The following is a 21,878-nucleotide window of genomic DNA, read 5'->3' as shown; positions in this document are numbered from 1 at the left end:
CCCCGGACTTGCCTTAAAGCCTGAACAAGGCGCGCTGCGGAAAGCGCAGGACAAAGCGGCTGCCCTGCTCGGGCGTGGACAGCGCTTGCAAGTCCCCGCCCAGCACGGTGGTGGCGATGCGATGCGCCACCGATAGGCCCAGCCCTGATCCGCCTCGCCCCAGCTGGGTGGTGAAAAAGGGGTCGAACACATGGGCCAGCACCTCGGGCGGCATGCCGATGCCGTCGTCCACCACATGCAGGTGCAGCACCTCCTCTTGCAACCGCAACTCGATCTTGATGCGGCCGGTGTCGCGGCCCTTGAAGGCGTGAATCAAGCAGTTCTGCAGCATATTGCCCAAGGCCCAACTCAAGGGCCTGGGATAGCTGTCGCAGCGCAAGCCGTGGGGTACCTCGATGTGGATTTGCAAGCGGGCCGGATCCGGCGCCGGGCTCAATCCGGCCACACAGTCCTCCACCAGCGCCCGCAGATCAAACTCGCGGCGCTCCTCGGAGGCCTGGTCCACAGCCAGTTGTTTGAAGTCCGCGATCAAGCCGGCCGCGCTCTCCATTGCCGTGGTCACGATGGTTGAGCTGAGTTTGCCGTCGGCCACAAAGCCGAGCATCGCTGAGCGCCGCAACTGGCCTTCCGCCAGTTCCTGGGCGACTTGATCAAAGCGACTTTCCAGCGTCGTGCTGGCCATCAGCGCGTTGCCAATCGGCGTGTTCAGCTCATGCGACAAACCCGCCACCATGGCGCCCAAGGACGCCAGCTTTTCCTGCTGCAGCAGCAAGGTCTGGGTGCGCTTCAAGGCCTGCATCGACTCGGCATTCGCCAGCGCGATCGCCCCGTAGGCACACAGCGTCCGAAAGATCGCCATCTCGCGTTCGCCATAGGCTTGCGGCTGAGGAGACTGCAAGGTCATCGCCCCCAGACAGCGCGAGCCTACGGTCAGTGGCGCGAACAACATGCTGCACATGGGCGCCGAGCCGGGGATCAGGTTGGGGCTGATGAAACCCGCCTCCACAGAGCGCGCGATCTCGATGCCCTCGCGCACGCAACGCGCCAAATTGGCGTCGGGGTCATCCAGGGCGATGCGGTGCGGACTCAGTCGCTCGCCACTTTCGACACGGATAACGCTGTGCAGCGAGCGTCCTTGGGAGTCCAAGAGATAGATCGAAAAGCTGGCGGCGTCCAGCAGGCTTTGCACATGCCTGGCCATGGCCTGGCACACCGCCTCGGCGTCCAGGCTGGCAGTGATTTCCCGGCCGATCTTGCCCAAGTCTTCCAGCGTCGCATTGGCGCCCAGCAAGGCGTCGGCGCGGTGCGCCTCGGCCAGCGCGCGCTCGGCCTGCGCCTGGGCCAGTTGGCGCAGGTGCTCGGCCTCCAGCCGCGCGCGTTCCATCTCGTGCCTGATTTGCACCGCCGTGGCGCGGTTGCCCGCCTCCCTGGACTGGATGTGTTCGCGGGACAGCCCCGCCTGTAGCGCCAGCTGATAGGCCTGCTCCAGCTGGCCCAGTCGGGCGTATTCGCTGGCCGCGTCCTCCAGCAAGGTGTGGGGCACGATATAGCCGTCCAGCTGCGCGCCCAGGGCCAAGGCTTGCTTCAGATAGTGCAGGGCGGGGCTGCTCACGGCATTCAGCCCACCCGCGGCCTCCGGGCCAGACAGCGGCGCGCCGAGCAGATGCTGCAAGCTGGCCACCACCTGCAAGAGTTCGATCTGCTCGACCCGAAAGCCGCAGGCATGGCACAGCGCGAGCGCTTCCTGCGCATGGGCCAACGCTTGCGCCGCGAGGCCCAGTTGTTTCTTCGCCGTGGCCAGGCCGCGCAAGACATCGATCAAGCGGTCCTGTGCTGCCATGTCTCGACACATGGGCTCGGCCTGGCTGAACCAGTCCAAGGCCCGCGCCGGCTCCGCCAGGGCCAGGGCAATATCGCCCAGTTCGATCAGGGCGATCAGGTAATTGCGCGAGGCCTTCACCGGTTGCAAGGCCTGCAGGGCATCGAGCAGATGCGTCTGTGCAGCCGCCGGCTGACCCAGTTGCCGCAAGGCCTCGCCGGTGCGTTGCAGCATGCTGCCGGCCAAGATGTCCAGGCCCGCTGTACGCGCGATCTCCAACCCTCGCTCGGACCATTCAAGCGCCAGCGCCGGGTTGTTCAATTGCAGGAAGGCGAAGCTCATGCTCGCCGCAGCCGTAACCGCTTGTTTGATCTGACCGGTCTGCTGCGCTGTTGTGCAGGCCAGCTGGAAATGCCGGGTGGCTTGCCGATGCTGGCTGCCCAGCCCGGCCAGCAGGCCGATGGCTGCATGCAGCCAGGTCGCGGCGGCCGCATCCAAGGTCGGGCCTTCTTCAAGCCCGCAGTCGTTCAACTGGGCTTGGGCCGCCGCTGCATCCACATAGATCTGCACATAAATGCAGCGGGCCAGCGCCATCTGTTGGCGTTGAGTGTCGTCACCGGCTGCATAGGCTTCACGCGCGTGCTGCATGTCTTGCAGGGTCTGCCTGGGTGCGCCGCGGTCATTGCTGAGAAAGGCCGCCAGCCAATGCGCATCGCCGCAGCCCAGCGGATCTTGCAGACCCTCAAAGGCGGACCGCGCTGCTTCGAGCAGTTGCTGGGCAAGAGCCAGATCGCCGAGAGACCAAGCGACCTCAGCCCGTATCAGTCGCAGGCGCGCGCTTTGGCGTGCGCGTTCCGTGTCGCTGCTTGTGCCCGAGGCAACTGTGCGTTCCAGCTGTTCGGCTAACTGCAAGGCCCGGCGGGCATCGCGCTGGCGCAGCTGCCAGGCCAGGTCCAGCATCAAGGCGTGCTTGGTGTCGGGCGACGCCGCGGCCAAGCCGGCTTCCAGGCGGCCAAGATCTTCCGAATTGGCAAAGAAATGCATGCCGGCGCAACGCTCCCCGTGGACGCCGCAGTCTACAAGGCCGATTTGCATGTCGCCATGAGGGCTTGCCAGGGACTTCCCGGGTCAGCCAATGCCTGGGCGGAAAGCTCTGTCGCCGGCGCTTCAGGCTCGCCGCTTGATGCGGTTTATTGGCTGAACCAGTCTTCGTCCGGCAAGGCGGCGAAGACCTTTTTCAAGCCGCCGCCCCAGCCCTCGCGCAGCATATTGAAGTAAGGGTCGCTGGCGGTGATGCGGTGCGGCTCGGCCGGCGCAAAGCTGTCGGCCTTGTACAGCAGCATATCGATGGGCAAACCGACCGAGAGATTGCTGCGAATGGTGGAGTCAAACGAGATCAAGGTGCATTTGGCGGCTTCGCCCAGCGAAGTCTCCACATTGATCACGCGGTCGATGATGGGCTTGCCGTACTTGGATTCGCCAATCTGGAAGTAGGGCGTGTCGTCGGTCGCCTCGATGAAATTGCCTTGAGCATAGACATGGAAGATGCGCGGGTGCTCGCCGCGGATCTGGCCGCCGACGATGAAGTTGCCGCCGAAGTCCACGCCTTGGCCGAGGCTCTGCGCATTGGCATCTCGGGCCACGATCTCCTTGACCGTGCGGCCCACCAACTCGGCCACGTCGTACATCGAGCGGCGGTTGTAGAGATGATCTTTTTCAATCTCCAGGCGCTGCCGCAGCAGGCTGACCACGCTCTGTGTGGTGGCCAGATTGCCGGCGCTCAAGAGGGTGATCAGGCGTTCGCCCGGCACCTCAAAAAGGCTCATCTTGCGGAAGGTGGCGATCTGATCGACCCCGGCGTTGGTGCGCGAGTCCGAGGCAAACAGCAGGCCCGCATTGAGGCGCATGGCGACGCAATAAGTCATAAACGGTGAGAGGCTACAGCGTTGGGAACAAGGGGACGGCGCGCCGCACGAAGCCGTGCAGCTAGCGCCGCGCCGCCGATTATCCCGTCACGCTGGGCGAGGGCGACCTTCATGCCTGGCTTTGGTCCTGCGCCAGGGTGATGTGTACCGCGGCCTGCAGCGCTTCGAGGCCGCCGCCCAGGCGCATGCCGCGCACCGGGCAGGCATCCAGGTAGTCCAGGCCGATCGCCAATTTGACGTAGCGCGCATCGGCCAGGCATTGGTTGGAGACATCAAAGCCCAACCAACCGCCGCCCTCGGCCGGCGTGCCCGGCAGCCGCACCTCGGCCCAGCCGTGGCTGGCCACATGCTCGACGTCCGCCGCCAGGTAGCCGCTGACGTAGCGGGTCGGTAGGCCCAATAAGCGGGCACAGGTGGCGAAGACCTGGGCGTGGTCCTGGCAGACGCCGGAAGCGCGCGCAAAGGCCTCGGCGGCCGGTGTGGCCGCGTCGGTCGTGCCGGGGGTGTAAGGCATCAGCCGACCCAGCGCCTCCTGCAGGCTCAGCAAGCCTTGCATCGGGTCGGCCGCGATGCGCTGCGCATATTGCTGCGCGAAGGCCCGCAATGCCGCGTCGGCCTGGGTCAAGGGCGAGTCACGCAAAAAGACGGCCGGCGGGAAGGGCCCGTCGCCGGGCTGCGGCGCGGGAGGCAGCTCGGAGGTCTCAATCACGCCATGGGCGCAGAGATGAATCTCGCTGTGGGGTTTGTCCAGCGTCAGCACATGGGTCAGGTTGCCGTAGGCGTCCAGGCAACGGCTCGGATGGCCCGGCAGGTCCAATTGCCAATGCACGACCCGCTGGCCAGGCCCGTCCATGGGGGTCAGGCGCAGGTATTGGGTGCTGCGCTTCACCGGGCTGGCGTAGCGGTAGACCGTTTCATGGTGGATGACGAGGTGCACGGCGGTCCCTGTGGGTGCTTGCTGAAGGCGAAGTCAATTGGCTTCGAAATAGGCTTCGCGGACGGCGTCTCCGAGCTGCGCGGATTTTTGCAAAAAGGTGGTCAGCCAGTGATGCACGCCCAACTCCAGCACTTCGTCTACCGTGCCGTGCTCCAAACGCAGGGCCATGCGTCCCGCCAATTGCTTGGCGATGCGGCCAGCGTCCAGCGAGCCGCTGCGGGCCTCGATATGCGGCAGGATGTCGACAATCTCGGCGCAGCAGGCGCGCAGCGAGCGCGGCACATCGGGGCGCAAGATCAGCAGCTCCGCCACGCGGCGGGCGTCGAGCCGATCGCGGTAGACCGCATGGTAGGCCTCGAAGGCCGACAGCGAACGCAGCAGCGCGCTCCAGGTGTAGAAGTCGGGGGCACTCTCCACCGGCACATCCACCGGCACCAGGCTGGCCTGGGCGGGCTCAATCAGCTGCGACTTCACATCGAGCAAGCGCGCCGTGTTGTCGGCGCGTTCGATGAAGGTGCCCAGGCGAATGAACTGGTAGGCCTCGTTGCGCTGCAAGGTGCCTTGGGTGGCGCCGCGAATCAGGTGCGAACGCTCCTTCACCCAATCAAAGAAGCTCGACACATCGGCCACGCCGCGCTTGGGCATTTCGCGCCCTTCCAGCCAGGTGGCGTTGAGCGCCTCCCACATCTCGCTGGTGATTTGGCCGCGTACCGCATGGGCGTTCTCGCGCGCATGGCGCAGGCAGCTGAGCACCGAGGCGGGGTTGTTCAGGTCCAGCGCCATGAAGTTGAACAGGCGGCTGGCCTCCAGGGTTTGATGGCTGTGGTTGTAGGCCTCCAGCGTGCCGGTGACGGCCAGCGGCGCGGCCAGCTCGGTCATGGCGCCGCGTGATTGCGGCAGCAGCGACAGCGAATGGGTCACATCCAACATGCGAACCAGGTTCTCGGCCCGCTCAACATAGCGGCTCATCCAGTACAACTGGGCGGCGGTTCTAGAAAGCATTTCAGTACTCCATTCGATGAGCGGCGCATGGCTTGCCCGCGGGCAGCCGAGCCCAGTGGAGAGCGGGGATCCGGCTTTGCCGGGCCCTCGGGCTCGCCCCCTTGAGTGGGGAGTGCACAGCGCTTTGTGGGTGAGCCATCAGGCCTCCAGGATCCAGGTGTCTTTGGTGCCGCCACCTTGCGAGGAGTTGACGACCAGCGAGCCTTGTTTGAGCGCGACGCGGGTCAGGCCGCCCGCCACCATGGTGACCTCTCGGCCGGTCAGCACAAAGGGCCGCAGGTCGATGTGGCGCGGCGCGATGCCGCTCTCGACAAAGGTCGGGCAGCTGGACAGACACAGCGTCGGCTGCGCGATGTAGTTGCTCGGGTTGGCGCTGACGCGGGCGCGGAAGTCTTCAATCTCCGCAGCCGTCGAGGCCGGCCCCACCAGCATGCCGTAGCCTCCGGCGCCGTGCACCTCTTTGACCACCAACTCGCTCAGATGGGCCAGCACATGATCCAGGTCCGCGGGCTTGCGGCATTGCCAGGTAGGCACGTTGTGCAGGATGGGTTCTTCGCCCAGGTAGAAGCGAATCATGTCGGGCACATAGGGGTAGATGGACTTGTCATCCGCCACGCCGGTGCCGATCGCGTTGGCCAGGATCACATGGCCTTGCTTGTAGACCGACAGCAGGCCGGGCACGCCCAGCATCGAGTCGGCGCGGAAGGCCAGTGGGTCTAGAAATGCGTCATCGATGCGCCGATAGATCACATCGACCCGTTGCGGCCCCACGGTGGTGCGCATGTACAGGTACTCGTCTTTGACGAACAAGTCCTGCCCCTCGACCAACTCCACCCCCATTTGCTGGGCCAGGAAGGCGTGTTCGAAATAGGCACTGTTGAAGGGCCCCGGCGTCAGCACGACGACGGTGGGTTGCTCGGCCACGCTGGCGTGGCGCAAGGTATTGAGCAGCAGGGTGGGGTAGTGCGCCACCGGCGCCACCGGGTAACGGGCAAACAGCTCGGGAAAGAGCCGCATCATCATCTTGCGGTTCTCCAGCATGTAGGACACGCCGGAGGGCACGCGCAAATTGTCTTCCAGCACGTAGTAGCCGCCGTCCGAATGACGGATGAGGTCCACGCCGGTGATGTGGGTGTAGATGCCGTGGGGCAGATCCAGACCCTGCATGGCCGGCTGGTACTGGGCATTGGCAAACACCTGCTCCGCCGGAATCAACCCGGCCTTGACGATCTCGTGATCGTGATAGATGTCCCACAGGAATTTGTTCAGGGCAGTGACCCGCTGGCGCAAGCCGGCTTCCAGCATTTGCCACTCCGAGGCGGGCACGATGCGAGGCACCGTGTCGAACGGGATCAGCCGTTCGGCCCCAGCCTCATCGCCGTAGACGGCAAAGGTGATGCCCACCTTGTGGAACAGCAAATCGGCCTCGGCGCGTTTTTTCGCCAGCGCCTCGGGCGTCTGCGCGTGCAGCCAATTGGCGAACTGTTGGTAGTGCGGACGGAGGGCGCCGCTGTCCAGCAGCATCTCGTCGTAATGACCCGGGGCGGGCAGGGTGAGCGCATGCATGATGGTTGGAAACTCCGGGGCGTGAACTGGGTTTTGGACAAGACACTTGCAAGCCTTGTGCCCAGTTGTCCCCGAGGGCCGAATTCATGCGCTGCCCGCACGGCTTTGCCGCCGCCAGCCCTCCGGCTTGCCCTCTTGTGGCCTGGTTTGCACTCGCCTGGTGCGTGACGCACGATCGCGCCCATGACCTGCGGGCACTGCTGCACTGCGCGAGTGCAATGCACAAGGCTGAGGCGTGATGCTTCGGATTTGGGGCGCGAGGATCTAGGGCCCTTGATCGCTTCACTGCTTTACCGCTTCATCCGACCGCCAAGCAGCGCTTCAGCGACATCGCAGCGTCGATGCCTAAGTGCCGCAACACCGCCTGCTCGTCCTTGCCCCAAGGCAGCCCAGCGGCGAGCTCCAGGACCAGCACGCCCAGATTGGCTTCATCGTCCACCAGCGGGGCAAAGATGCGGGTCGCGCCCGAGTCCAATGCCTGGCTGCGCTCGGCCCAGTCGCGCCAGCAGGCGGCGCAAGGGTGGGCGGGATCATTCATCGCCAGGGTCGGCAGCAGGCCTTCGGGCACGGCCTTGGTCCAGGGCGCCAAGGCCAGCTGTTGGCTGCTGGCGGCGGGCTGGTAGGCGGCCAACAACTCGGCCTTGACGGTCGACTTCAGCTCACGCGCCAGCACGGTGAAGATCAGGCTCGGGCTGTGTTGGCGCCAAATCTCGCGCCCCAAAACCACCAGTTGCTGCAACTGCTCATGCGCGGCCTGCAGCTTGTTGAGACGCTCCTCTTTGGACAGTGCCAGCTGCCGCGCTTGCAGACGTTCATTGCGCGCCAACTCGGCTTGCTGGCGTGCGTGTTTGGTGGCCGTGCTCCAACTGGTCTGGCGTGCGGCGGAGGCGCGTCGCTCCATGGCATAGGCTTCTTGTGGCCGGCCAGCTTGAAACTGTGCTTCGGCCGCCGCCTCCAGCAGGCTGGCCGCGGGCTGATAGCCCTCGATGGTTTGGCTCAGCGCCAAGGCCTGGTTCAGCCAGCTGAGCACCGCTTCGGCCGAACCTGCGCCGCGTTTCTCGATCTCGGCCAAGAGCGCATGCAGCTCCACCAGGTCGGCTCTTTGCTTTTGGGCGGCCGCCCCTTTGCAGGCATCCAGCGCCACCTGGCGCGCCGCATCCAGGCGCCCCAGATGCATCAAGGCGCGGGCCTGGCCCAGTGCAACGCCGGTGCGCATATCGCTGGCGCTGGCTTGCTTTTCACGTTCACCAAGCAGCTCGAAATGCTTCAGGGCTTCGTCGTAGTGACCGTGGTCCAACTCGGCCTGGCCCAGGTAGTCCAGCGCCATCATGGCGGTACGGCTTTTGGGGTGCAGGACCAGGGTCTGCATGCATTCGCGCAGCAGTTCGCGCGCCGATTCGGTCTGGCCCACGCGTCGCAAGGCCTCGCCGGTTTGGGCCAGGCATAGGCCAATGGCGCCCGGCCAGCGCATCTTGCGAGCCAGCGCCAGGCCTTTCTTCAGCCAAACGAGCGCGGTGTCCACGTCCGACATGCTGGTGTAGCTGTAGCCCAGATTGGAGGCGGCCGCGATGGCCCGGCGCAGCTGGCCGGAGGCCAGGCTGGCCTCATAGGCCTGCTCCAGAGAGTGGCAGGCATCCACATAGTCATTGGCCAGGCCTTGCTCCAGCGCCCGATAGTCGGCCACGGCGGCTTGGCACTGGGGCGACAAACCTTCGCCGGTGAGCGGCAATTGCTCCGACCAGGTGGCGCGCGCCAACTCAAAGTCGCGGAACAAGTCGGAGCGCGCCAGCGTGGCGCGGAAGAAGAGTTGACGCTCGGCGTCGTCGGCCTGCTCGGCAATGTCGAGCGCGCTCTGCAAGGCATCGCGTTGCGCATCGACCTCACCACGGTCGAAGTACACACAAGACTGCAGCCAATACCAATCGGCAAGGACGGCCGGCTCGGGCTGCGCATCAAGATCGGGGCGGGCCAGGTCCAGGTGCTGCTGTGCCTCGTCCAGTCGCAACATCAGCATGGCCACTTCGGCTTGCACCAGCTGTAAGCGGGCGCGCAGGGGGTGCAGGTTGGCCGCGGGAATGGGGGGCGTGTCTGTCGACTGTTCGGTCTCTTGCGCCAGTTCTCGCAAGAGCGCGGCGGCCAGCGACTGGGCGCGCGGGCTGTTCAGCTGGCGCAGGCCCCAGGCGGCGTACAGGCGCGCTTGCCAGTCCGCACGCTCGTTCAGCGCCTGGGCCGCTGCCGTTACGTCCCGCTCGAGTGGATACAAGAGCAGTTCATCTGTGTTCGCCATCAGACCCCTCCGAAAGGATTGGACTCATTCAGTGACCGGAAACCTAAGCCGTGGGCGAAGCGTTCGCCGCACACCCCTTGCCGCGCCGGTCTTAGCGTAGCCCGGCCAAGGGGCGCTGGTTTGCTAGCAAACGGTACAACTGCGCAATTTGTTGTTTTCCGGTTGCCCCTGACGCGCCGAACCGCGGTTCTGGCTGGCTCGGCCCATCCTTATAGATAGGATGGCACGAACTGTCGCCCGCTGCACTAGACTGGGCGACACATTGGCAAAGCCCGACGGGTGCGGACTTCATGATGCTAAAGCGTGGGCATGGGCGAGGGCGTGAATCGGAGTCGAACCGGCAGCGCGGGTTCGCGCGCCTGCAGCGTGGTGCAGCCTTGGCCAAGCCGCTGATCGTGGCCGCCATCGTCTTGCTGGGCCTGCTGTTGAGCATGGGCCTGGCATGGTCGGCCCGCGAGCAGGCCGAGCGCGACGCGCAATTGCGGTTTGACCGCGTTGCCGAGCGCCTTGAAACCGAAGTGCTGCGACGCTTTAAGCAACCCTTCTATGGCCTGAAGGGCCTCCGCGGCGCCTACGCGGCCAGCCCGTCAATCGCGCGCGCGGACTTTCGTGCCTATGTGGAGTCGCGTCAGCTGCCGATTGAGTTCCCCGGTGTGCGTGGCTTTGGTTTGATCGAGCGGGTGCCACGATCACAGTTGGCCGCTTTCACCGCTGCCGCTCGCCGCGACGATGCGCCCGAATTTGAGGTGCGCAGCAGCGGTGATGCGTCGGACTTGTTCGTCATCAAATACCTCGAGCCGCTAGGCCCGAATCGCCAGGCCCAGGGTTTTGATGTGGGCCAGGAGCCGGTGCGGCGCGAGGCCGCTCAGCGCGCGATGTTGACGGGCCAGGATGCAATGACCGGGCGCATTACCCTGGTGCAAGACGCGCAGAAGCGCGTCGGCTATTTGCTGATGGTGCCCGTCTACCGGCGCGGCGCCGATCCGGTCTCGCCGGCGCAACATGAGCAGGCCTTGCTTGGCTTGGCTTACGCACCCGTGGTGGTGGAGGAATTGTTGGCCGGCGCCATTGATGTGGCGGAAAAAGGCCTGGACTTTGAGCTGTTTGACGGCACCGAAGCGCTGGTCGAGAACTTGGTGTTTGAGGCGATGGCCGTGGCGCCCAAGGCGGACTCGTCCGCCGGTCGGGCCAGTTCAGGCAACGAGACATTGGCCCCAGCCAAGTTGGCCCAAAGTGAAGCTCGCTTCGAGAACAGCCGCAGCCTGAGCATCGCCGGCCGCAGCTTGCTGTTGCGTGCGCGCAGTTCGGCGGCGTTTGATGCCACCATCGACACGCGGACTTCGCGCTGGATCGCTGCCGGCGGGACCGCGCTGACGCTGTCCTTGGCCTTGGCGGCCTGGCTCTTGTTGTCGGGGCGCGACCGTGCCGAGGCCATGGCGCAGCGCATGACCGGCGAATTGGAGCGCCTGGCCCGCGTGGCCCGCGGCACCAGCAATGCCGTGATCGCCACCGATGCCCAGGGCCGCATCACCTGGGTCAACGAGGGCTTTTCTCGCATCACCGGCTATAGCGTGGCCGAGGCTTTGGGCTGCCTGCGTGCTGAATTGATCGGCGGTGACACGGGCCCAGGCGCTGCCGCCCTGGGGGCGCAAGAACTGGCGGGCCTGGCCTTGAGCCGGGCTGGGCTGCGTGGCGAGCAGTTATGCCGACGCAAGGATGGCCGCCCACTCTGGGTGGATGCCGATATCCAGCCTGTTTTCGACGCAAATGGCCAGCATGCCGGCTTCATCGAAATCAGCCTCGACATCACCGAAGGCAAGCAAAATCAGTTGCAACTCGCCCAGGTCATGAGCGAGAACAAGGCCTTGCTGGACACCATTCATCAGCAGGCGATCGTCTCGGTCACCGACCCGACCGGGCGCATCATCGAGGCCAATGTGGCGTTTTGTCGCATCAGCGGCTACGCGCAAGAAGAGTTGCTGGGACAAAAACACAGCATCGTCAACTCCGGGACGCAGGGGGCGGACTTCTGGCCCGCTGTCTGGGCCACCATCAGCCAGGGTAAGTCGTGGCACGGCGAGGTCTGCAACCGCGCCAAGAGCGGCGAGCTGTATTGGGTCGACAGCATCATTGCTCCGGTACTGGGTCCGCAGGGGCAGGTGGAAAAGTACATCTCAATCCGCATCGACATCACGGCCGCCAAACGCGCGGCGGCCGATCTGGCCGAGCAGCAGGATCGCCTGAACCGCATCATCGAAGGCACCAATGCCGGCACCTGGGATTGGAATGTGCAGACCGGTGAGGCCCGCTTCAACGAGCGCTGGGCCGAAATGCTGGGCTGGACCCTGGAGGAGTTGGCGCCGGTGAGCTCGCAGACCTGGGTGGACCTGTGCCATCCGGACGATATGCACAAGGCCAAAGAGTCGCTGATGCGGCATTTCTTTGCCGAGACGCAGTTCTACGAATGCGAGCTGCGCATGCGGCACCGCGATGGCCACTGGGTCTATGTGTTGGCGCGCGGCAAGCTTTACAAGCGTTCCGCCGATGGTGAGCCCTCCTGGATTGCCGGCACCCATCTCGACATCAGCGCCGCCAAGGCGGCCGAAGAATTGCTGCTGCACAAGCAGATGGTCCTGGACCGGGCCGAGCGCTTGACCGAGCTGGGCGCCTGGGAGGTCGATATGGGGACCCAGCTGCTCAGCTGGTCGGAGCAGACCTATCGTCTGCATGACATGCCGCCGGACCGGCTGGTGACGCTAGAAGAAGCGCTGGCGCATTTCTCGGCGGCCGACAGCGCCAGATTGGCGGAGGCGATGCAGCGCGCCGTCGATCACAGCGAAGCGTGGGACATGGAACTGTCGCTGCGCACCGATCTGGGCCGCTTCATCTGGGTGCGCTCGGTGGGGGAGGCGGTGTTTGACGACAGTGGCGCGCTGCGTATTGTTGGCACCTACCAAGACATCACCGAACGCCGCGCGCTGGAGGCCGAAACCAAGCGCAGCCATCAGGTCTTGCAGAGTGTGCTGGAGAACCTGCCCTGCGCCTTGAGCGTGTTTGACGCCGACCTGAAGTTGCTGGCTCATAACCAGCAGTTCCTCAGCCTGCTGGAGTTCCCGCCGGAGTTGTTCGAGGAGCAGCCGGTGCGCTTCGAGAACATCATCCGCTTCAATGCGGCACGCGGTGAATACGGACAAGGCCCCGACCTAGAAGCCACCATTGGCCAGATCGTTGAAAGGGCCTTGCACCCGACCGAGCACCAATTCGCACGCACGCGCCCGAACGGGCGCACGCTGGAAGTGCGCGGCTCGCCGATGCCAGCGGGCGGCTTCGTCACCACCTATGTGGACATCACCGAACGCCGCGCCTTGGAGGACGAACAGCGCCGCAGCGCCGAGTTGCTGAAGGTGGTGTTGGAGAGCCTGCCTTGCGGCCTCAGTCTGATCGACCCAGAGCTCCGGCTGACCCTGTACAACAGCAAGTACGCCGAGCTGTATGGCCTGGACAGCGCCTTCCTGCAGGAGCAGCCCTTGACCGTCGAGCGGGTGGCGCGCTTGCTGCATGAGCGCGGTGAGGATGGCGCCATCGACATCGAGACCGCCTTGCAGCGCGCACGTCAACATGGCGAGGCGGCCTTGCTGGCGCCGCACCAATGGGAGCGCCAGCGTCCCAATGGCCTGAGCCTGGAAATGCACAGCAACCCGGTGCCCAGCGGTGGCTTTGTCACCACCTATATGGATGTGGGCGAGCGGCGCCGGGCCGAGGCCGAACTGCGCCGCGCCGAGAGCCTGCTGCGCGGATCCATTGACGCGGTCGGTGAGGCCTTTGTGCTCTACGACCCCGAGGACCGGCTGGTGTTCTGCAATGAAAAATACCGCCAGATGTATGCGGCCTCCAGCGACCTGATCGTGCCCGGCGCTCGCTTTGAGGACATCATCCGCGGCGGTGCGCTGCGCGGCCAGTACCGCGACGCCGAGGGGAGGATCGAGGACTGGGTCCGGGAACGCATGGCAGCCCACAGGCAAGGCGATACCTTGATGGTGCAGAAGCTGGATGACCAGCGCTGGATTCGCGTCATCGAGCGCAAGATGGTCGATGGCCACACCGTCGGCTTCCGCATCGACATCACCGATTTGATGCTGGCCACCGAGGCGGCCGAGGAAGCCTCGCGCTCCAAGAGTCAGTTCCTGGCCAATATGAGCCATGAGATCCGCACGCCGATGAATGCCATCTTGGGCATGCTCAAGCTGCTGCAAAAGACTCAGCTGACGACCCGCCAGCTGGACTACGCCAGCAAGACCGAGGGCGCGGCGCGCTCCTTGCTGGGACTGCTGAACGACATCCTGGACTTCTCCAAGGTCGAGGCCGGCAAGATGGAGCTGGACCCGCAGCCCTTCAGCATCGACCATTTGCTGCGCGATCTGTCGGTGATCCTGTCGGCCAATGTGGGCGCCAAGCCGCTGGAGATTTTGTTCGACCTGGATCCGGCGCTGCCGTCGGTGTTGATCGCCGATGCCATGCGCTTGCAGCAGGTGCTGATCAATTTGGGCGGCAACGCGATCAAGTTCACCCAGCGCGGCGAGGTGGTGGTGAGCGTCAATGTGCTGAGCTTGAGCGAGAGTGAGGCCGAACTCGAGTTCGCGGTGCGCGACTCGGGCATCGGCATCGCACCGGAACATCAAAAGCATATTTTTTCCGGCTTCAGCCAGGCCGAGGCCTCGACCACGCGCCGCTTCGGCGGCACCGGGCTGGGCTTGGCCATCAGCCAGCGGCTGGTCCATCTGATGGGCGGCACCCTAGCCCTGCAAAGCGAACCCGGCCGGGGCAGTTGCTTCTCCTTCAAGCTCCGCATGGGCATGGATGGCCAAGCGATCGCGAACCCAGGCACAAACGACGAGGCCGAGACCGACTTGCGCGTGCTGCTGGTCGATGACAACCCGATCGCGCTTGAGGTGCTGGGGGCCATGGCCGAGGGTCTGGGCTGGCGGGTTGATCTGGCCAGCTCGGGTGAGCTGGCCCTGACGCAGCTGACACGTGCAGCGGAAGCGGGAACACCCTATCAAGTGGTGTTGATGGACTGGCAGATGCCGGGCATGGATGGGTTTGAAACCACCCAGCGTATCCGCGCCTTGGGTGGTTTGCAGGCGATGCCCGTGGTGGTGATGGTGACGGCCCATGGCCGAGAGGTACTGAGCCAGCGCAGCGAGGCGGACCAGCAATTGCTGAATGGCTTCTTGGTCAAGCCGGTGACGCCGACCATGCTGTTGGAGACCGTGCTGGCCTCGCGCGCTGAGCCCGGCTCGGCGGCGTCAACGCCAAAGTCCGCGCCGGTCGCAGCCGCCAAGCCCTTGCAGGGCATGCGCATCCTGGTGGTCGAAGATAACCTCAACAATCAGCAGGTGGCGAAGGAGCTGCTGGAGGATGTGGGTGCCGCCGTCAAGCTGGCCGACAACGGGCAGGTGGGCGTGGATCTGTTGCGCGCCGACAGCCAGGCCTTTGACATCGTGTTGATGGACATGCAGATGCCGGTGATGGACGGCTACACCGCCGCCCGCTTGATCCGCAGTGAACTGGGCTTGACCAAATTGCCCGTGGTGGCCATGACCGCCAACGCCATGCCGGCCGATCGCGAGGCCTGCTTGGCCGCCGGCATGAATGAGCATGTGGGCAAGCCCTTTGACCTGGAGCGGCTGGTTGATCTGCTGCTGCAACTGACGCATCGCGGAGATGCGAGTGTGAGTGCTGCTTCGGGTGCAGCGCTCTCAGCTGGTGCTGCCGCCGATGTCGCCGATGCCGGCGCGGCCCCGCGTTTCGCCAGCTTGGCGGTACCGACCGAGCTGCGCGAGCGCGCCGCGGCCCAGGGTATCAATGTGCAAGCAGCGATGGATCGTTTCATGGGCAAGACCGAGCTGTTCCAGCGCATGGTGAAGTCCTTCTGTATCTCCGCCGCCGAGTTGCCGCCTAAATTGGATGCTTGGCTGCTGTCCGGGGCTACGCCGCAGCGAGGCGAGGCGGCGATGGCGCTGCATTCCTTCAAGGGCCTGGCGGCCACGGTCGGTGCCGAGCAAATGGCGAGTTGGGGCGCCGAGGGGGAGTCGGTGCTGAAACGTGGTGATAACCTCGGTGCCGAGTGGATCAGCGGTTTGGCTCAGCAGATTGAAGCCGGTTGTCGAGATATGCTCGGCTTGGCGCAGGCGCTTTGCGATCTGAGCCCCAAGCCGGCGACCAAGCCCGTACCGGCGGCACAAAGCCTGGATGAATTCAAGCGAGCGATGAACGACTTCATGCAACTGTTGAGCAACTTTGATTTGGGTGCCACCGACGCCTTCGCACGCTTGCGTGAGCAATTTGCCGATCGTCTGAAGCCCGAGATGGAGTCTCTCGATGCAGCCGTGGCCGGCCTGGATTTCGAGCGCGCCCAGTCGCTTTGTCAAAGCCTGTTGCGGGCAGCGGAGGTCGAGGCATGAGCAATGAGAAGAACAGCGGGGAATCGCCGCCTCAAATGTTGAACGCGTTCCAGCATCTTGGGCGTAAGCCTCGTCTGCTGATCGTGGATGACCAGCCGGTCAATATCCAGGCGCTCTATCAGGTGTTCGCCAACGATCACCAAGTGTTCATGGCCACCAGCGGCCAGCAGGCCTTGGCCATTTGCCGCGACAAAAACCCTGATCTGGTGTTGCTGGATGTGCAGATGCCGGTGATGGACGGCTATGAGGTATGTCGCCAGATCAAGGCCGATACCGCGCTGCAAGATCTACCGGTGGTGTTTGTGACCGCGCACAGCGATGCCCAGGCCGAGACGCTGGGCCTGGAGGTTGGCGCGGTCGACTTCATCTCCAAACCCTTCAATCCGGCGGTGGTGCGGGCGCGCGTCAAAACCCATCTGACTTTGAAGCTGCAAAGCGATTTGTTGCGTCAGATGGTCTTTATCGATGGTCTGACCGGGGTCTATAACCGGCGCTTCTTTGATGAACGGCTGGATACCGAGTTTCAACGCGCTCGCCGCAGCAATGGCACGCTGGCGATGTTGATCGCCGACGTCGATTTCTTCAAGCGCTACAACGACCATTACGGCCACCAGGCCGGCGATGAAGCGCTGCGCAAGGTGGCGATGACCATGCGTGCCCAGCTGAAACGGCCCGCCGATATGGTCAGCCGTTATGGCGGCGAAGAATTCGCCTGCATCCTGCCGGACACGCCGCTGGAAGGCGCGCTGGCCTTGGCCGGCGAGATGGAGGCGGCCGTGCGCGCTGCGCGTGTTGCGCATGCTGCGTCGGAGCTCGGGCCCTATCTGACGATCAGCATCGGGGTGGCGACGATGCAGCCGGCCTCGGGCCGCGTCGAGGCCGAGTTGGTGGTTGCCGCCGACGAGCAACTGTATTTGGCCAAGTCGCGCGGTCGGGGGCGGGCCTGCGGCGTGGCCTTGTGAGCGGCGATCAGGGTTGTTGCAGGCGTTTGTAATAGAGCGCCGCGCCCTGCAGTTGCCCCTCTGCGCAGGCGCCGTAATCTGGGATTTCACCGACGCGCTGCCAGCCCAGGTGCGCATACACGGCTTCGGCTTGTGAGCCACTTTGAGTCTCCAGCACCAGCAATGAGCGGCCATGCGCCAAGGCTGTGCACTCCAAGCGCGTCATCAATCGGCTGGCCAAACCTTGGCCGCGTGCCTGGCTGTGCACCATCAGGTGTTGGACTTCGCCACGATGGTGCGCGTTGGCCAGCGGGCACAGTGACAGCTGCACGGCGCCCAGCAGGCGCGCATCCGGCCCTTCGCCCGAGCATGCCACCCAAAGCTTGTGGCGCGGGCCTAGGCGGGCAAACACGCCGTGCCAATATTCCAGCGCCGCGTAGCGCGATAGCGGTGCCAAAAAGCCCAGACTGGCGCCACGGTGGACGCTGTCGGTCAGCAATTCGCACAGCTCGGGCAACCATTGCAGCTCATGGGATGCGAGCTTGCGCAGTTGGCAGTAGCCGTGCGGTGCCCGGGCCGCGCTGCTGACGGCCATATTGCCAAGTGCCAAGTGACCGGCTTGGAGGCGGGCCGGGACCGCCGCTGAAACGGAAGAGCTGACGTAGTGAAGCGACATGGGGATGGCCTTTGCTGAAGAGAAAGTACGCCGTCTCATGAACGGCGCTAGCTCTCCACTTGCAAAGCCTGTGCCAGCTTTGGCGAGGCTGGCTTGTCTTAGCCTTCCAGGCCGGGCTCCGCTTGTAGTCGCCCGTGGCCGGCGCGCTTGGCTTCGTACAGCGCGGTCTCGGCGCGCAGCATCAGGTCATCGATATTGCGGTCGCCAAAGCGCAGCTTGGCCCAGCCGGCACTGAAGTTCAGCGCGAAGCCCAACTCCGTCGGGGCACGTTCGGCCAGCGCCTGCCGCATACGTTTGTCCATGGCCTGCGGGCCCTCGGCTTCGCAGCGAGACATCAGCAAGCCGAATTGGTCGCGGCTGATGCGTCCGGCCAAATCACCCAGGCGCATCTGCGCCTGGATGGAACTGGCGAACAGCGCCATGGCGCGGTCACCGGCCTGGGTGCCATGTTCGGTATTGATGGCCTTCAGTCCGTCAATGTCCAGGATCAACATGGCCAGAGGTTCCTGATGACGACGGGCCATGGACAGCATGTCGACCGAACGTGCGGCGAAGGCGCGGCTGTCGGGCAGGCCGGTCAGACCGTCGGTTTGAGCCAGCCGGGCCAGTTCCGACTCGGTCTCGGCGCGCCACGCCAAGACCAGGGCCAAGAGCGCCAGGCTCAGGCCCCAATGTGAAGCAAGACCCAGCGTGGTGTTGATGGCATCGGCTGACAGCAGGCTCGGCAAGGCCTTGCCATATGCGCCCAAAATGCCGCGCAGCACGCAGACCACCAAGGCGGGTGCGCATGCCAGCAAGAGCATCATGCGCCAGTGCCGGTTGTCCACGCCGGGCACGGTGTTGGGCAGTGCATCCGACAGTGCGCGCGGTGCGGCCTCTTGTTTCGCCGGCCAAATCAGGGCCACCATCAACAGGGCCAGTTGCAGGGCCAACCAGAACTGCGCCCAGGCGACGCGGAAACTGGCGTCGTCAAACTGCAGGCCATAGACCAAAGGCATCAGCAGCGGGGCCAGCAAGGCCAGGGCGCGGCCGGGCTGCGGCTTCAGCCACAGTCGCAAGCTCCACCACAAGGCGCTCAAGCTGGCGCTGAAGGCCGCCATGGCCAAGGTCTGCCAGACCCGCGCCGAGCCCTGCTCAACCGCTGCCAGTGCCAACCAGGCCACGGCCTGCAAGCCCATGAAGGCCTGGGCCCAGCGCGCGGCCGGGCTGGCGCGCAAGCCCATCAGCAGCAGCAAGAGCAGGCTCGAGGAGAGGGCCTGCACCAGCAGCAGATTGAACAAGGTGGGGTTGTCGAAGTGCATGGCTGGATTCTCTATTGGAAAGCCACCTCGGCAAAGCTTCGCAGCTTGCGGCTGTGCAATTGGCTCATCGAACCGTTGCGCAGCAACTCCACGGTACGCAGGCCGATGCGCAGATGCTGGTCGACGCGAGCGCGGTAGAACTGGTCGGCCATGCCGGGCAGCTTGATCTCGCCATGCAGCGGTTTGTCGCTGACGCACAGCAAGGTGCCATAGGGCACGCGGAAGCGAAAGCCATTGGCGGCAATGGTGGCGCTTTCCATGTCCAGCGCGATGGCCCGACTCTGGCTGAAGCGGCGCTCGGGGCCGCCGTGGCGGTCATTCGGCAGCAGCTCCCAGTTGCGGTTGTCGGTAGAGGCCACGGTGCCGGTGCGCAAAATGCGCTTCAATTCATAACCGCTCAGTTGCGTGACATCGGCGACGGCTTGCTCCAGCGCCAGTTGAATCTCGGCCAAGGGCGGAATCGGCACCCACAGCGGCAGGTCTTCGTCCAGCACATGATCCTCGCGCACATAGGCATGCGCCAGCACATAGTCGCCCAGTTGTTGGCTGTTGCGCAGGCCGGCGCAGTGGCCCAGCATCAGCCAGGCATGTGGGCGCAGCACGGCGATGTGGTCGCTCATGGTCTTGGCGTTGGCGGGGCCGACGCCGATATTGATCATGGTGATGCCGCTGCGGTCGCGCCTCACCAAATGATAGGCAGGCATTTGCGGCAGCCGGGGCGGTAGGGCGCCGAGCGCATCGCCGGCTTCGGCGGCGCAGCCAACGCGCCGGGTCAGCAGATTGCCGGGCTCGACAAAGGCAATGCAGTCGTCCAACTCGCTGGGCTTGGCCGGGTCGGGGGCCGTGCTCATCAGCTCGCGCCCCATGCGCACGAACTCGTCGATGTAGAACTGGTAGTTGGTGAACAGCACGAAGTTCTGAAACACCTCGGCGCGGGTGCCGGTGTAGTGGCGCAGGCGGTGCAGCGAGTAGTCCACCCGTGGTGCGGTGAACAAGGACAAGGGCTGTGCAGCGCCGGGGGCCAGGTCTTGCGTGCCGTTGGCAATGCCGTCGTCCATGGCGGCCAGATCGGGCATGTCAAAGACTTCGCGCAACAAGCGGCGCCGCTCCGGGCTCAGATTGCCTTCGATATGTTCTTGCTCACCGAGTGCGAAATGCAGCGGGATGGCCTGATTGCTGGTGCCAATCTCCAGCCCCGCACCCTCGGCCCCATGGTTGGCCAGCAGCAACTCGAATTGCCGCAGGTCATAGGCCGCAAACAGGTCGGGGCGGGTCAGCGTGGTTTCATAGACGCCGGCATCGGCCACAAAGCCGTAGGCCAGGCGAGGGTCTGGGCCAGCCTCAGCGCGCAGACCGGTGCTGGTGCGCAAGCGCACAAAGGGGTAGCAGGCGCGCACCTTGGCGGGGAAGTCTTCGCCGCCGACAAAGCGCTGCAAAGCGTCGCGCAAATGGTTGATGCTGGCGCTGTAGATCTGTTGGGCCTGGGCCAGAGCGGCCGCGGCGTCTTGGGTTTGGATCGGTGCAAAAAAGGGCGGGCTGTGAAAGCTCATGGGGCATCAGGCACTTTGGGCGATGGCCCATTGTGGCGCTAGCGCGGCGAAGGCCGCTGCGGGTTTGCCTGCTGCTCGCTCGCCTGGCCTCCACGTGGTCTCAACGCCCTGCCTTGTGGTTTGTGCCGGCTTGTGCAAGCAGCTCGTCCACTTCGCCTTGTCCGATACCGAGGTCGCTCAAATCACGCGCGTTCATGGCGCGCAGTTCTGCCCGCATGCGTCGCTCGTGGCGAACTTGCTCGAGCTCGCGCAGCAGACGCTCAAACCGCTGGCGCAGGGCGCCGGGGAGCAGGCTTGAGCGCGATGCAGTGGCCGGAGTCTGGGCGAGAGCTGCGACGAATGATGGGCTAAATGTTGCACAAGATCTTGCGGTGGTGCCTTGGCTTTGCAGCATGGTGTTCTCCGGGTGGGCTGGCGATGGCTGCATCTTCTGCTCAGGCGTATGATTTGAAAAGTTGAATCATCTGAATGCAAAATTCAGAAAAACTGATGCGAGCATTGAATCTGGACCAAGTGCGCACCCTGGTGGCGATTGCCGATCTGGGCACGTTTGCCGCCGCAGCGCAGGCGCTTCATCTGGCGCCGCCAACGGTCAGCTTGCACATCAGCGAACTGGAGTCACGACTGGGGGCTCAGTTGCTGCTGCGAGGCAAACGCGGGGTGGAACTGACGTCGGCGGGGCAGGCCTTGGTGGGGCGGGGTCGGGCTTTGCTGCGCGATGCGCAGGCGGCCACCGAGTTGGTCGGTCGGCATGCGCAGGGACTGGCGGGCAAGGTGCGGCTGGCGGCTCAGACTGGGGTCTTGGTTTATCTCTTGCCGCAGGTCTTGCAGCGCCTGAAGCAAACCCACCCGGACATTGAGGTAGAGGTGTCGGTGCTGGGCACGCACCACACCCTAGAGGCCTTGCGCGAAGGGCGGCAGGACCTTGGCGTGGTGACCCTGCCCCTGCCGGCCGAATATGGCGACCTGCACCGGGAAGCCTGGCGCAGCGATCCGGTGCTGGCCTATCTGCCTTCGCATTGGGAGGCGCCGGAGGTGGTCACGCCTGATTGGCTGGCCGATAAATGCTTGATCATGAACGAGAGCGGCACGCAGATGTACCGCCACACCATGGCTTGGTTTGCCCAAGCCGGCTTCAGCCCAGTGACTGGCATTGAACTCAATTACACCGAGGCGATGAAGAGCATGGTGGCGGCCGGCTATGGCGCGACCATCATGCCGCAAGAGAGTGAGAGCACGCCGCATGTCTTGGCCTTGCATGAGCGCATGCAACTGCGTCCGCTCAGGCCGCCTATGACGCGCGAGTCGGTGTTGGTGCATGCCCGGCCCGAAGTGCTGCCACCCGGGGCTTTGCAGGTTTTGGCGGCACTCAGGTCCGTGGCCCACAGGCCGGAGGCCGCCCGCTAACGT

The 21,878-nt window shown here is 64.7% G+C and carries 13 protein-coding genes; 3 read left to right on the top strand and 10 right to left on the bottom strand.

Annotated elements, in window-relative coordinates; translation table 11 throughout:
• Positions 1-13: 13 nt before the first annotated feature.
• The 6 genes from WG899_RS19100 to WG899_RS19075 all read right to left on the bottom strand — a co-directional run bounded on the left by WG899_RS19100 (position 14) and on the right by WG899_RS19075 (position 9,536).
• Positions 14-2,914: an ATP-binding protein gene (locus WG899_RS19100; protein ID WP_339597251.1), complete on the bottom strand. Its 2,901-nt coding sequence runs from the start codon at positions 2,912-2,914 to the stop codon at positions 14-16.
• A gap of 95 nt (positions 2,915-3,009) precedes the next feature.
• Entirely contained in the window at positions 3,010-3,726 is a 717-nt protein-coding gene (locus WG899_RS19095) for a proteasome-type protease (protein WP_339597250.1), read from the bottom strand.
• 127 nt (positions 3,727-3,853) lie between these two features.
• Positions 3,854-4,681 carry a transglutaminase family protein gene (locus tag WG899_RS19090; RefSeq protein WP_339597249.1) on the bottom strand — a complete coding sequence of 276 codons (828 nt, stop codon included), beginning with the start codon at positions 4,679-4,681 and terminating at the stop codon, positions 3,854-3,856.
• A gap of 33 nt (positions 4,682-4,714) precedes the next feature.
• On the bottom strand, positions 4,715-5,683 hold the full coding sequence (locus tag WG899_RS19085; protein WP_339597248.1) for an alpha-E domain-containing protein: 969 nt from the start codon (positions 5,681-5,683) through the stop codon (positions 4,715-4,717).
• Between the two features lie 138 nt (positions 5,684-5,821).
• Positions 5,822-7,207, bottom strand: coding sequence for a circularly permuted type 2 ATP-grasp protein (locus tag WG899_RS19080; protein ID WP_339597304.1), 1,386 nt, complete (start codon positions 7,205-7,207; stop codon positions 5,822-5,824).
• Positions 7,208-7,547: 340 nt separating this feature from the next.
• The gene (locus WG899_RS19075) at positions 7,548-9,536 is read right to left on the bottom strand and encodes a hypothetical protein (protein WP_339597247.1); all 1,989 of its coding nucleotides are present in this window, start codon (positions 9,534-9,536) and stop codon (positions 7,548-7,550) included.
• Positions 9,537-9,826: 290 nt separating this feature from the next.
• Here WG899_RS19075 and WG899_RS19070 point away from each other — a divergent pair, with 290 nt between their 5' ends.
• Together WG899_RS19070 and WG899_RS19065 are read left to right on the top strand one after the other, a co-directional pair.
• Positions 9,827-16,000: a PAS-domain containing protein gene (locus WG899_RS19070; protein WP_339597246.1), complete on the top strand. Its 6,174-nt coding sequence runs from the start codon at positions 9,827-9,829 to the stop codon at positions 15,998-16,000.
• The gene (locus tag WG899_RS19065; protein WP_339597245.1) at positions 15,997-16,962 is read left to right on the top strand and encodes a diguanylate cyclase; all 966 of its coding nucleotides are present in this window, start codon (positions 15,997-15,999) and stop codon (positions 16,960-16,962) included. Before WG899_RS19070 ends, WG899_RS19065 begins: the two co-directional genes overlap by 4 nt.
• Positions 16,963-16,969: 7 nt before the next feature.
• Here WG899_RS19065 and WG899_RS19060 read toward each other — a convergent pair whose 3' ends face one another.
• From WG899_RS19060 to WG899_RS19045, 4 genes are all read right to left on the bottom strand, one after another.
• Complete coding sequence (locus tag WG899_RS19060; RefSeq protein WP_339597244.1) at positions 16,970-17,617, bottom strand: GNAT family N-acetyltransferase; 648 nt, start codon at positions 17,615-17,617, stop codon at positions 16,970-16,972.
• Between the two features lie 98 nt (positions 17,618-17,715).
• Positions 17,716-18,918 carry a GGDEF domain-containing protein gene (locus WG899_RS19055; RefSeq protein WP_339597243.1) on the bottom strand — a complete coding sequence of 401 codons (1,203 nt, stop codon included), beginning with the start codon at positions 18,916-18,918 and terminating at the stop codon, positions 17,716-17,718.
• An 11-nt stretch (positions 18,919-18,929) separates the two neighbouring features.
• Positions 18,930-20,468, bottom strand: a complete 1,539-nt coding sequence (locus tag WG899_RS19050) for an AMP nucleosidase (protein ID WP_339597242.1) — start codon at positions 20,466-20,468, stop codon at positions 18,930-18,932.
• Between the two features lie 100 nt (positions 20,469-20,568).
• Positions 20,569-20,862 carry a DUF1127 domain-containing protein gene (locus WG899_RS19045; protein WP_339597241.1) on the bottom strand — a complete coding sequence of 98 codons (294 nt, stop codon included), beginning with the start codon at positions 20,860-20,862 and terminating at the stop codon, positions 20,569-20,571.
• 74 nt (positions 20,863-20,936) lie between these two features.
• Between WG899_RS19045 and WG899_RS19040 the strand changes: the two genes are divergently transcribed.
• Positions 20,937-21,875 (top strand): LysR family transcriptional regulator, encoded by a 939-nt coding sequence (locus WG899_RS19040; protein ID WP_339597240.1) that lies wholly within the window; start codon positions 20,937-20,939, stop codon positions 21,873-21,875.
• The last annotated feature ends 3 nt before the right edge of the window (positions 21,876-21,878 follow it).

Source organism: Paucibacter hankyongi (genome assembly GCF_037482915.1).
In the GTDB taxonomy this organism is placed as follows: Bacteria; Pseudomonadota; Gammaproteobacteria; order Burkholderiales; family Burkholderiaceae_C; genus Paucibacter_A; species Paucibacter_A hankyongi.
The sequence above is the reverse complement of the archived record's forward strand: the minus strand, read 5'-3'. Positions and strand labels throughout refer to the sequence as shown.